The sequence below is a fragment of the Enterobacter sp. JBIWA005 genome (assembly GCF_019968805.1).
Classification (GTDB): domain Bacteria; phylum Pseudomonadota; class Gammaproteobacteria; order Enterobacterales; family Enterobacteriaceae; genus Enterobacter; species Enterobacter vonholyi.
In genome coordinates, this window is sequence record NZ_CP074159.1 from 3,367,759 (window position 1) to 3,380,286 (window position 12,528).

At 52.8% G+C, this 12,528-nt stretch carries 11 protein-coding genes; 5 read left to right on the forward strand and 6 right to left on the reverse strand.

Going from position 1 to position 12,528, the window contains the following annotated elements; translation table 11 throughout:
• Position 1: 1 nt before the first annotated feature.
• The 3 genes from tssC to KGP22_RS15920 all read right to left on the reverse strand — a co-directional run bounded on the left by tssC (position 2) and on the right by KGP22_RS15920 (position 2,794).
• Positions 2-1,486 carry a type VI secretion system contractile sheath large subunit gene (gene tssC / locus KGP22_RS15910; protein WP_223580123.1) on the reverse strand — a complete coding sequence of 495 codons (1,485 nt, stop codon included), beginning with the start codon at positions 1,484-1,486 and terminating at the stop codon, positions 2-4.
• A gap of 32 nt (positions 1,487-1,518) precedes the next feature.
• Positions 1,519-2,016: a type VI secretion system contractile sheath small subunit gene (tssB, locus tag KGP22_RS15915; RefSeq protein WP_111965220.1), complete on the reverse strand. Its 498-nt coding sequence runs from the start codon at positions 2,014-2,016 to the stop codon at positions 1,519-1,521.
• A gap of 640 nt (positions 2,017-2,656) precedes the next feature.
• Positions 2,657-2,794: a hypothetical protein gene (locus KGP22_RS15920; protein ID WP_159427010.1), complete on the reverse strand. Its 138-nt coding sequence runs from the start codon at positions 2,792-2,794 to the stop codon at positions 2,657-2,659.
• Positions 2,795-2,806: 12 nt separating this feature from the next.
• On the opposite strand from KGP22_RS15920, the gene lpxP reads away from it, so the two are divergent.
• Both lpxP and ypdK read left to right on the forward strand, forming a co-directional pair.
• The gene (lpxP, locus tag KGP22_RS15925; RefSeq protein WP_024907634.1) at positions 2,807-3,727 is read left to right on the forward strand and encodes a kdo(2)-lipid IV(A) palmitoleoyltransferase; all 921 of its coding nucleotides are present in this window, start codon (positions 2,807-2,809) and stop codon (positions 3,725-3,727) included.
• A gap of 358 nt (positions 3,728-4,085) precedes the next feature.
• Complete coding sequence (ypdK, locus tag KGP22_RS15930; protein ID WP_099458937.1) at positions 4,086-4,157, forward strand: membrane protein YpdK; 72 nt, start codon at positions 4,086-4,088, stop codon at positions 4,155-4,157.
• Positions 4,158-4,209: 52 nt separating this feature from the next.
• Here ypdK and alaC read toward each other — a convergent pair whose 3' ends face one another.
• Positions 4,210-5,448 (reverse strand): alanine transaminase, encoded by a 1,239-nt coding sequence (alaC, locus tag KGP22_RS15935; RefSeq protein ID WP_023308710.1) that lies wholly within the window; start codon positions 5,446-5,448, stop codon positions 4,210-4,212.
• Between the two features lie 386 nt (positions 5,449-5,834).
• On the opposite strand from alaC, the gene KGP22_RS15940 reads away from it, so the two are divergent.
• Both KGP22_RS15940 and KGP22_RS15945 read left to right on the forward strand, forming a co-directional pair.
• The gene (locus KGP22_RS15940; RefSeq protein ID WP_115875940.1) at positions 5,835-7,541 is read left to right on the forward strand and encodes a sensor histidine kinase; all 1,707 of its coding nucleotides are present in this window, start codon (positions 5,835-5,837) and stop codon (positions 7,539-7,541) included.
• A 3-nt stretch (positions 7,542-7,544) separates the two neighbouring features.
• Positions 7,545-8,276: a LytTR family DNA-binding domain-containing protein gene (locus KGP22_RS15945; protein ID WP_223580125.1), complete on the forward strand. Its 732-nt coding sequence runs from the start codon at positions 7,545-7,547 to the stop codon at positions 8,274-8,276.
• A gap of 35 nt (positions 8,277-8,311) precedes the next feature.
• On the opposite strand, the gene glk is transcribed toward KGP22_RS15945, so the two are convergent.
• Positions 8,312-9,277, reverse strand: a complete 966-nt coding sequence (gene glk, locus KGP22_RS15950; protein WP_115875942.1) for a glucokinase — start codon at positions 9,275-9,277, stop codon at positions 8,312-8,314.
• Positions 9,278-9,482: 205 nt separating this feature from the next.
• On the opposite strand from glk, the gene KGP22_RS15955 reads away from it, so the two are divergent.
• Positions 9,483-10,718, forward strand: coding sequence for an ion channel protein (locus KGP22_RS15955; protein ID WP_223580127.1), 1,236 nt, complete (start codon positions 9,483-9,485; stop codon positions 10,716-10,718).
• Here the strand turns inward: KGP22_RS15955 and ipdC are convergent, their stop codons facing one another.
• Entirely contained in the window at positions 10,719-12,377 is a 1,659-nt protein-coding gene (ipdC, locus tag KGP22_RS15960; protein WP_223580128.1) for an indolepyruvate decarboxylase, read from the reverse strand.
• Positions 12,378-12,528: the final 151 nt, after the last annotated feature.

The window sequence follows — 12,528 nt, forward strand, 5'->3', positions numbered from 1 at the left end:
CCTAGAAGTGTGGAATCGCATACAATTTCACGCGGAAGAAGCCTGGGTTATCTTCAATATCTTCCACCACCACTTTTGCATCACGCAGTGGATGAGACGCCTGGAGTTCGTCGCCCGGGTCGGTCATTTCGGTCACCAGACTGCGGACCCAGGTGTTCAGTTCCAGCTCCAGTAGTCGACGATCCTTGGTGGTACCGATGTTCTCGCGCTGAATTAGCTTCAGGTAGTGGGCAATACGCGACAGCAGGAAGATGTACGGCAGACGCGCATTGATACGGCTGTTGGCCGTTGCATCAGCGGTGTCATACAGCGCCGGTTTCTGAGTGGAGTTTGCTGAGAAGAAGCAGGCGTAGTCGCGGTTTTTGTAGTAGGACAACGGAATAAAGCCCAGATTCGCGAATTCGAATTCACGCGTTTCAGGGATCATCACTTCGCTCGGTATTTTTACCTGATTGCCGGTACCCAAGTCATACAGATGGATAGGCAGATCCTGAACCGCACCGCCAGCCTGCGGGCCACGAATTTGAACACACCAGCCATTATTGATGAAGCTACGCACCATGTTGGAAGCGAAGGCAAACGACGCATTCGTCCACAGGTATTTGTCGTGATCCGGACCTTTGACTTCTTCTACATAGTTGAAACTGCGAACCGGAACGGTATCCGGGCCATACGGTAAACGTCCCAGTACGCGCGGCATCACCAGACCGATGTAGCGAGCGTCGTCCGTATCGCGGAACGATTTCCACTTGATATACTCGGCGCGGTCAAAATAGTTACCTATATCTTTAATCGCCGCGACGTCTTCCATTGACTCCTTGAGGAAGAATTTCGGGCCTGCCGAGCCGATAAATGGCATATGTGCAGCCGCAGATACTTTTGAGATGTTGCGCAGCAGAGCGACATCCTGCGCTGAAGCATCGAACTCATAAGCGGAAATCAACGCCGCAATCGGCTCACCGCCTGGGGTATCATATTCATCAATGTAGGTGTGTTTATACAAACCACTCTGGATGACTTCCGGGCTGTCTTCAAAGTCCTGGCGCAGCTCTTCTTTAGACATGCTCAGAAGCTCGATTTTTACGTTCTGGCGAAAATCTGTTTTATCAATCAGCGACTTCACTCCGCGCCATAGGCTCTCAACCGACTGAAACTCTTCATGGTGCATAACGGCGTCCAGCTGGCGGCTTATCTGGTAGTCGAGCTCAGCGATATGGTGATCGATCAGGCTTTTATCCAGTTTTTCGACCTTCGAGCCTGCCTTGGTCAGGCATTCCAGAAAGACCTGCATACCTGCGGTGAGACGCTCGTCAGCGGTCGCATCCGACATCGCCTGCGCATCTTGCCAGATATCCAGCGCACTCAGTTCGGAGACTGGATTCAGATTGATTTTCTCAAACAGTGAAGCGTATACCCCACCCACAGCAGGGCGTTCCAGCACCACGCTTTCCCCGCCAGCAGTATTATTTTGTACAGACATGAGCATTCCTTGATTAATCCGTTAAAACAGCATGATGATTAAGGTTTTTTTGAAGCCAGCGCGGATAACTCATTTCGCAACTCAGCACTAAGCGTCTGGTCAAGAACGATTTTCTCCAGCTCTTTTCGGAAAGTCTGGTTATCCAGCAGGTTGGCCTTCAGATCGCGGAGCAAGTTGCGCATTGCCAGCATCGCCTTCAGCTGTGGAATTTGGGCCGCCACCTGCTCTGGCGTGAAATCTTTCATGCTCTGGAAAGTCAGCTGAATGTTGTCCTCACCGCCATCTTCAGACAGCGTATTTTTAACGGCCAGATTAACTTTTGGGGAATATTCGGAAAGAACGCTATCAAAATTATTTTTGTTGATATTAACTTTTTCACGCTCTGATATTGGTGCAGATTCCTGTCCATTACTGAAATCACCTGTAACAAGCAATTTCAAGGGTAATTCCATTTTCTTGCTTGCTCCGCCAGTATGCAGGTCAAGCTTCAGGTTAATACGTGCCTTAGGCACCTCATTCTGAAAACTGTCAGCCATTTAATCATCCCTCTTTGTTTAGCTATGCCAACTTCACGGTATCGTTCTTGATGCGCAATAATAGAATAATGATCGAAACAAAATCAAATACACAGATCATTTATCCACAACAAGAATTTTCTTAAGAATTTTCCTCTAATACATTATCGCAAATTGCCTAATTAACTTAGAAAAAGAAACTGCTCTTTTCGCACAAATCGAATATTTGTATCGCAGAAGGGATTGCAGCCAGAGAGATGTTAATAAAAACATCTTGTTTTGATTTGCATCACAGCACCACGCAAAAAAAACGCTAAAGAACTGCAATATCTTATTGCGGCACGATTAAAAGGGGAACGTAAACGAGGAAAGAAGGCGACCACTCCATTGACAGCATGAATAATACTTAAGAATTTTCATAAAGAAAATTCTTAAGTATTATATGAAGGGATAAATAAGCGCGTAAATATTTAATTAGGCGAAAATCAACGACGCATTTTTTTCGTTACGCTTTCTTTCTGAACGCTAACGCTACTGCGTTCCGCTGGGGGAGGAAAGGCGCTTTCTATGTGAAAGTCGATAAAATCTGTAAAATCAAGCACCTCCTGAGCTGCCGCTTTTTTAATCAAAAACGAGTAATAGTACATATCGTATAACGGTGCTACATTACGCCGCCCGCCCAAATCAGCAGTGGCCAGGCAACGCCGTAAAGTTCGGTAAAGCCTGCAACCATCACCTTGAAGAACGGTCTTATCGGCACGTCGTATCGCAAACTCTGCGCTACCTTTACAGGCTTCACATAGGTTCTACTATTTTGTCTCAATCCAAATTTCAACGCGCGTTTTTACACCCGCGTTACTGGTTTACATGGTTTGGTCTTGGCGTACTCTGGCTGCTGGTTCAACTTCCATACCCTGTCCTGCGCTTGCTGGGGTCGAAACTGGGCAGCGCTTCCCGCGTTTTCCTGAAACGACGCGAATCCATCGCGCGTAAAAATATTGAGCTTTGTTTTCCGCAGTACAATGCCGAAGAGCGCGAGAAACTCATTGCTGAAAACTTCAAGTCTATCGGCATGGCGCTGCTTGAAACGGGCATGGCCTGGTTCTGGCCGGATGAGCGTGTCCGCAAGTGGTTTGACGTGGAAGGACTGGATAATCTGAAACGCGCGCAGATGCAAAAACGCGGCGTGATGGTCGTCGGCGTTCACTTTATGTCGCTGGAGTTGGGTGGCCGCGTGATGGGGCTTTGTCAGCCAATGATGGCAACTTACAGACCGCACAACAGCGCTCTGATGGAGTGGGTGCAAACGCGTGGCCGCATGCGTTCCAATAAGGCGATGATCAGTCGTAATAACCTGCGCGGTATGGTCGGCGCTCTCAAGAAAGGAGAGGCCGTCTGGTTTGCACCCGATCAGGATTATGGACGTAAAGGCAGCAGCTTTGCCCCCTTCTTTGCGGTGAAAGACGTTGCGACGACTAACGGTACCTTTGTCATTTCTCGATTATCGGGCGCCTCCATGCTGACCGTGACGATGGTGAGAAAAGCAGATAAATCAGGCTACCGTCTGCACATCTCCCCTGAAATGGCTAACTATCCGGAAAACGAGTGCGAAGCCGCAGCGTTTATCAATAAAGTCATCGAAACTGAAATCATGCGTGCTCCAGAGCAGTATCTGTGGATGCATCGTCGTTTCAAAACACGCCCTCTTGGCGAAGCCTCGCTCTATATTTAAGCTCTTCATGAAGGTTAGTTTCGCTAAGAAACTAACCTTTTCAATCACCTGTCTTCCCGCTGAAAACCCGTCACTCATTGCGTCGCTCAAAGTGAATTTATTGCGTTGTGAAATCAAACTGTCGCCGTTCCACGACACTCGTAAGTAGCGGAAATTATTTAAAAAAATCCCTCTTGTCACCCTTCATTTTTAGGCGTACATTAGCGCCGTCTGGCAACAGGAAAGCACAGAATTCTGAGCTGGAGTCGGCGGCGTAACGGGAAAATTCTCATTTTCGTTTTGACCGGATTTCAGCTCTCTATAATCAGGTGGACTCTGTTTTTAAATGCGTACCACAAGATACGCGGAGCGATGAAACGTGAAATATTTCTTTATGGGCATTTCGGTGATTGTTTTAGTCTGGGCCGGAACCTTTGCCCTGATGATTTAGTGAAGAACATGCAGTCAAAAAAACAGGAGCCATCGGCTCCTGTTTTTTTATGTCATGACGATGCGGGATGTTCTGCGACGCTCTTTGAGGTGAGAAGACCATCGGCACGGAACATACTCTTGATGCCCCTCACCGCCTGACGAATACGGTCGCTGTTTTCAATCAGGGCAAATCGCACATGGGTGTCGCCATAATCACCGAATCCAATGCCAGGCGAGACACACACTTTTGCATCCTGGAGCAGTTTTTTGGCAAACTCCAGCGATCCCATCGCCGCGTACGGTTCCGGAATTTTTGCCCAGACGTACATAGACGCCTTCGGCATTTCCACCATCCAGCCCGCTTCATGCAAGCCTTTTACCAGCACGTCACGGCGGCGCTTATACTGGGCGGCAATCTCGTGAACGCACTGCTGGTCGCCCTCCAGGGCAGCGATAGCCGCGACCTGCAGCGGCGTGAAGGTGCCGTAATCGTGGTAACTCTTAATGCGCGCCAGTGCGCTCACCAGCGTTTTGTTACCCACCATAAAGCCAATACGCCAGCCCGCCATGTTGTAGCTTTTCGACAGGGTAAAGAACTCTACCGCCACGTCACGCGCGCCCGGGACCTGCATAATCGACGGGGCTTTCCAGCCGTCATAGACGATGTCAGCATAGGCTAAATCGTGAACCACCAGCACGTCATAACGCTTAGCCAGCGCAACAACTTTCTCGAAGAAATCAAGCTCCACGCACTGCGCCGTTGGGTTCGACGGGAAGCCGAGGATCATCATCTTCGGTTTTGGATAACTTTCGCGAATCGCACGTTCCAGTTCGTTAAAGAAATCGACACCTTCCACCAGCGGCACAGAGCGGACCTGGGCGCCGGCAATCACCGCGCCGTAGATATGGATCGGATAGCTTGGATTAGGCACCAGTACCGTATCGCCATGATCCAGCGTAGCCAGCATCAGATGTGCCAGCCCCTCTTTCGAGCCGATGGTGACAATCGCTTCACTTTCCGGATCGATATCAACCTGATAGCGATCCTGATACCAGCGCGAGATCGCGCGACGTAACCTGGGAATACCGCGAGAGGTTGAGTAGCCGTGCGTATCCGGACGCTGGGCAACCGTGCAGAGCTTCTCAACGATATGCGGTGGCGTTGGGCCGTCAGGGTTACCCATGCTGAAATCAATAATATCTTCGCCGCGCCGACGCGCAGCCATTTTCAGTTCAGCTGTGATATTGAAAACATAAGGGGGGAGACGATCGATACGCGTAAAACGGCGTTCAGGACTGAATTCAGCCATAGATTCCTCAGATTAACGTTAGCGCCCGGACCGTCCGAGCGACGCTGCCACCGATGTGGCATGTTTAGAAAATAACCTGAAAAAAATCATGCTGTCGAGAGGGAAGTGAAAAAAAAGCGAACGCCTGAAAACCGGAACCCTGCTGTGCCGAAAAGCGGAAGCCCCTGTTTCAGGGTTGGCTTTTTGATAGCCGTTATTTAACCGGATGATATCAAAACAGTTACCTGACGATACGCAGGCTATAAAAAATCAGGACGTGTCCGTTACCGACAGACAATCCCCTTTAGAAATTATGGTTTTTCCTCATTTGATAAACCTGTCGGATAGCTGGTCAATACGCGTCAGGTTTTTTATCATGGCTCTTTCCCGTTTTCCCAGGTCTACTCGTGCACGAAATATTTACTATGCTGCTGGCGGTTTTTGACCGTGCGGCATTAATGCTGATTTGCCTGTTCTTCCTCATTCGCATTCGCCTGTTTCGCGAGCTGTTGCACAAATCCGCACACTCGCCAAAAGAGCTGCTGGCCGTTACCGCTATCTTTTCCCTGTTCGCCCTGTTCAGCACCTGGTCAGGCGTGCCGGTAGAGGGTTCGCTGGTTAACGTGCGTATTATCGCCGTGATGTCCGGCGGAATTTTGTTTGGCCCGTGGGTGGGCGTCATCACCGGCGTGATTGCCGGAACCCATCGCTATCTGATTGATATCGGCGGCGTGACGGCGGTGCCCTGCTTTATCACCAGCATTATCGCCGGGGTGCTATCCGGCTGGATCAGCCGCAAAATCCCGAAAAAACAGCGCTGGCGCGCCGGGATCGTGGCGGGCATGGTGTGCGAAACGCTGACCATGATCCTGGTCGTTATCTGGGCCCCCACCACCGCGCTGGGGCTGGATATCGTCTCGAAAATCGGTATTCCGATGATTCTGGGCAGCGTGTGCATCGGCTTTATCGTGCTGCTGGTGCAAAGCGTTGAAGGCGAAAAAGAAGCAAGCGCCGCACGTCAGGCCAAGCTGGCGCTGGATATCGCCAACAAAACGCTACCGCTCTTCCGTCACGTTAACGCGGAATCATTGCGTCAGGTCTGCGAGATCATTCGCCACGACATTCATGCTGACGCTGTCGCCATCACCAATATTGACCACGTGCTGGCCTACGTCGGCGTGGGGGAACACAACTATCGCGACAACGATGACACCATTAGCCCGACCACCAGACAGGCGATTAACTACGGTAAAATCATTATCAAAAACAATGATGAAGCCCACCGAACGCCGGAAATCCACTCCATGCTGGTGATCCCGCTGTGGGAGAAAGGCGTCGTGACGGGTACGCTGAAAATTTATTACTGCCACGCGCATCAGATCACCTCCACGCTGCAGGAGATGGCCATCGGCCTGTCGCAGATTATCTCGACTCAGCTGGAGGTTTCGCGGGCAGAACAGCTGCGTGAGATGGCAAATAAGGCAGAGCTTCGCGCGCTGCAGAGCAAAATCAATCCCCATTTCCTGTTTAACGCGCTGAACGCGATCTCCTCGTCCATTCGTCTTAATCCGGACACCGCGCGCCAGCTGATTTTTAATCTGTCGCGCTATCTGCGCTACAACATCGAGCTGAAAGATGACGAGCAGATCGACATCAAAAAAGAGCTGTATCAGATAAAAGACTACATCGCGATTGAGCAGGCGCGCTTTGGCGACAAGCTCACGGTCATTTACGATATTGATGAAGAGGTCAACTGCGTGATCCCGAGCCTGCTTATCCAGCCGCTGGTCGAAAACGCGATTGTTCACGGCATTCAACCCTGTAAAGGCAAAGGGGTGGTCACTATCAGCATCACCGAAAGCGGAAACCGGGTGAGGATTGCCGTGCGCGATACCGGCCACGGAATTGATCCTAAAGTCATTGAGCGCGTCGAGTCTAACGAGATGCCCGGAAATAAAATCGGCCTGCTGAACGTGCACCACCGGGTCAAGCTGCTTTACGGCGATGGACTGCACATTCAGCGTCTTGAACCGGGCACCGAAATTGCTTTTTACGTCCCGAATGAGCGCTCTCCGGTCCATTCGACAACATCACTGTTGCCCCAGGTGGAGTAACCCATGAAAGTTATTATTGTCGAAGATGAAATTCTGGCTCAACAGGAGCTAACCTGGCTTATCAACACCCACAGCCAGATGGACATTGTGGGTACGTTTGATGACGGCCTGGACGTGTTGAAGTTTTTGCAGCATAACCGGGTCGACGCCATTTTTCTGGATATCAATATTCCGTCGCTGGATGGCGTATTGCTGGCGCAAAACATCAATCAGTTTGCCCATAAGCCGTTTATTGTTTTCGTTACAGCCTGGAAAGAGCACGCCGTAGAGGCCTTCGAGCTGGAGGCGTTTGACTATATCCTTAAGCCTTACCAGGAATCGCGGATTGTCAGCATGCTGCAAAAGCTGGAGGCCGCATGGCAGCAGCAGACAGCCCCTGCTAACGCCAGCCCAACGGTAAGGGACAACGACACCATCAATCTGGTCAAAGATGAGCGCATCATCGTGACGCCGGTCAATGATATCTACTATGCCGAAGCCCATGAAAAGATGACCTTTGTCTATACGCGGCGGGAATCTTACGTGATGGCGATGAACATCACCGAGTTTTGCAGCAAGCTGCCGGCTGCCCACTTTTTCCGCTGCCACCGCTCGTTCTGCGTGAATTTAAACAAGATCCGCGAGATCGAACCGTGGTTTAACAACACCTATATCTTGCGCCTGAAGGATCTGGATTTTCAGGTGCCGGTGAGCCGCAGCAAGGTGAAAGAGTTCCGCCAGCTCATGCACCTGTAACGAAAAAGCCCTCTCCCGCGGGAGAGGGCCAAGCATCAGAGAATCTGACCGAGAACCTGACGCAGGTGGGCACCCGACCCCAGCAGGCCTGGGTTATCATGCACGATCAGATAAACCGGAATGTCCTGCACGTAGCTTCTGAAGCGCCCTTTATCCTCGAACCCGCCGCGGAAGCCGGAGGCTTTGAAGAACTCCAGGAAGCGCGGCACAATGCCGCCCGCGATATAAACGCCCCCGAAGGTGCCCAGCGTCAGCGCCAGGTTGCCGCCGAAGCGTCCCATAATCACGCAGAACAGCGACAGGGCACGACGGCAGTCAATGCAGCTGTCCGCCAGCGCGCGTTCGGTAACGTCTTTTGGCTGCAGATTTTCCGGCAGACGACCGTCTGATTTCACAATCGCCCGGTACAGGTTCACCAGTCCCGGACCTGAAAGGACACGCTCGGCGGAGACGTGGCCGATCTCAGCGCGCAATTCTTCGAGGATAATGCCCTCTTCTTCGCTGTTAGGCGCAAAGTCCACGTGACCACCTTCACCCGGCAGGCTCACCCAGCGCTGAGCGACATGCACCAGATGTGAAACGCCCAGGCCGGTACCGGCCCCGTAGACCGCAATCGGCTTACCCTCGACCGGTTCAGCGCCGCCAAACTGGATCAGATGCTCCGGCTTCAGCATCGGGATCGCCATGGACACCGCGGTGAAGTCATTGATGATTTCAAGATGCGCAAAGCCGAGGTTTTTTCTCATTTCGGCGATGGAGAATGCCCAGGTATGGTTGGTCATGGCGACCCAGTCGCCGGTTATCGGGCAGGCAATTGCGATGCAGCCATCTTCAACGCTCACCTGATGTTCTTCCAGATAGACGCGGACAACGGCCTCAAGGCTTGGATAATCCAGCCCGGAATAGGTTTTCGCCCGGGAAATTTCACCACTACTTACATCGCATAATGCGAGGCGCGCGTTCGTGCCGCCCACATCACCTACCAACGCATACTTTGTCATTCTTCAACTGCTCCGCTAAAGTCAAAATAAATCTTTGGGACACTGTAAATTCAAGGCGTGATAACAACAACGACCGGAAGGTGAATGCCCGTGGATTATCGATCTTCGTCACAGAATAACTTTACCGTTTCAGCACCTTTTGCACTATTGCCATAAGGCTTAATGTGCAAAGTAAAGTAATACCGTTTTGTACAAGGAAATCATCATGCTCCACCCGCGAGCCAGAACCATGCTATTGCTGGCCATTCCGGCGCTCATCATTGGCGTGGTTTCAAGTCTGGTGCTCATTGTCGTGATGAAAGTCGCGTCGGTGCTGCAAACACTATTATGGAACGCGCTTCCTGCAGGACTGGGCGTCCCCGCTGATTCTCCTGCCTGGATCGTTGGAATGCTGACGTTAACCGGTATAGCGGTGGGTCTGGTGATCCGTTTCAGTCCCGGCCATGCCGGCCCCGATCCGGCACAGGAACCGTTGATTGGTGCCCCGGTTGCGCCCTCGGCGTTGCCAGGGCTAATCATTGCGTTGATTCTGGGCCTTGCCGGCGGCGTCAGTCTGGGTCCTGAGCACCCGATTATGGCCGTGAATATTGGCCTGGCGGTTTTTCTCGGTTCACGCATTTTGCCTCGCGTCGGCGCGCTGGACTGGACCATTCTCGCCTCCGCAGGCACCATCGGGGCGCTTTTCGGCACCCCCGTTGCGGCAGCACTGATCTTTTCGCAGACGCTCAGTAGCAATAACGACGTCCCGCTGTGGGATAAGCTGTTTGCGCCGCTGATGGCCGCAGCAGCCGGGGCGTTGACCACCAGCCTGTTTTTCCATCCCCATTTTTCACTCTCCCTGCCCCACTACGGCCAGATGCAAATCGCTGATATTTTCAGCGGCGCCATCGTCGTCGCCATCGCCATTGCGCTGGGCATGGTGGCGGTATGGTGTCTTCCACGTCTGCACCGGCTAATGCACAGACTCAAACACCCGGTGTTGATTCTGGGATCCGGCGGTTTGATCCTCGGTATCTTAGGGGCAATCGGTGGGCCGGTGACGCTGTTCAAAGGTCTGGACGAGATGCAGCAGCTGGCCTTCAGCCAGGTATTTAGCGTCTCCGACTATCTGCTGTTTGCCGTAATCAAGCTGGCAGCGCTGGTGGTGGCGGCCGCCTGCGGTTTCCGCGGTGGACGCATCTTCCCGGCGGTCTTTGTCGGCGTCGCGCTGGGGCTGATGCTGCACGAGCATGTCGATGCGGTCCCTGCGGCGATTACCGTCTCTTGTTCTATTCTGGGGCTGGTTCTGGTGGTCACGCGCGACGCCTGGCTAAGCCTGTTTATGGCGGCGGTAGTCGTACCGGATTCGACGCTTTTCCCTCTGCTTTGTATCGTGATGTTGCCCGCCTGGCTCCTGCTGGCGGGCAAACCGATGATGATGGCCTGGCGAAACGACAAATAATCAGGCGCTATTGCGCGCCTCCAGCGCTTTGGTAATCGCCCCTAGCAGCGGCGGGATATCCGCTTTCGGCAGCATCACCTCAATCAGCGAGAGCCGCTCGTGGTGCGCTACTTTTTCAAGGACGTCCGCCAGCTGCTCCGCTTCACTGACCCGCCAGCACTGGGCCTGAGGATCAAGGCTCAGAGCCTGCGGGATTTGCGTCCAGTTCCATAGCGCAATGTCGTTATACCGCTGCTCAGGCCCATGGATCGCTCTTTCCACCGTATATCCTTCGTTGTTAAGAACCAGAATGATAGGGTGTTGTTTATCCCGCAGCATCGAGCCGAGCTCCTGGATGGTGAGCTGCGCCGCGCCATCCCCCGTCAGAACAATCACGCGCCGGTTCGGGCAGGCCGTCTGTGCGCCAAATGCCGCCGCCAGCGTGTAACCGATCGATCCCCACAGCGGCTGGACGATAAAATTCACGTCCGCCGGCAGACGAAGGTCGATCGCACCGAAGGCCGATGTGCCCTGATCCGCAAGAATGATGTCTCCCGGACGAATAAACGTTTGCAACGTTTGCCAGAAATTCGCCTGCGTCAGCGAGCCATCCGGCTGCGGGTAGGCCATCGAGCTTTGAGAGGACGGTACCGGCGTACCGTGCACGTGCTGTTTACACAGCTCCACCAGCGTTTCGATTGCCTGAAGCATGGGGATGCCGGTAAACCAGATATCACCAACGCGTGAAGCATGAGGCTGAACTTCTATCGTTTGTGCCGGGGTGAGCTGATGCGTGAAGCCGGCGGTAAGGGTATCGGTAAATCGCGTCCCGATGCACAGCACGGTATCCGCCCCTTCAATCGCCTCTTTTACCGCGCCGGCGCTCGCCGAACCGCTGTAGGTGCCGTAAAAACCAGCGTGACGTTCGTCAAATATTCCTTTACCCATCAGCATGGTGGCGTGTGCCATCGGCACGTCTTTGACCCATTTCTGTAGCGCATGCTTCAGGCCATGGCGCAGGACAAGGAAATCGGCCAGCAGCGCAGTACGCTTGCTTCTGGCAAGCTTGTTCTCAGCGGCTTCCCGGAACGCTTTCAGGCAGGCGCTATCGGCATGCGCATGGCGGAGCGTGAGAGCGCTTACAGGAGGCGTGGCGGCCTTTTTTGCCACGTCGGCAGGCAGCATCAGATAGCCGGGGCGGCGCTCCCGGAGCATAGTGGTTAACACCCGGTCGATTTCATAGCAGGCGTTTTGTTCGGTCAGGATCGCCTGTGCAGCAGTAATCGGCTCGCTCATATGATAAAAATGACGAAACTCACCGTCGCCCAGCGTGTGGTGCAGCAGCTCACCTCTTTGCTGTGATGCCATCCCCGGCGCTCCCACAATATGCAGTACCGGAACATGTTCGGCATAGCTGCCCGCAATGCCGTTCATGGCGCTTAACTCTCCTACGCCAAATGTCGTCAGCAGCGCGGCGAAGCCCTTACATCGGGCATATCCGTCCGCGGCATAAGAGGCGTTTAACTCGTTGGCACAGCCCACCCAGCAGATATCGGGGCTGTCTATCACGTGGTCGAGAAACTGCAGGTTATAGTCGCCCGGCACGCCAAACAGATGATCGGCTCCACAATCTGTAAGACGGTCCAGCAGGTAATCGGCGACGCAGTATGGGGTACGCATGAACAGGTATCCTTCTAATGTTGACCTCACCTTGAGTATTAAATAAGCGTGATGGCTGTCCAGAATTGGCGATAAGAAGGGCATGGAAAGAATGCTTTACAAAAAAGGCTGCGCTATGCTGCTTTATTTCCTAAAAATGTAAACGCATACA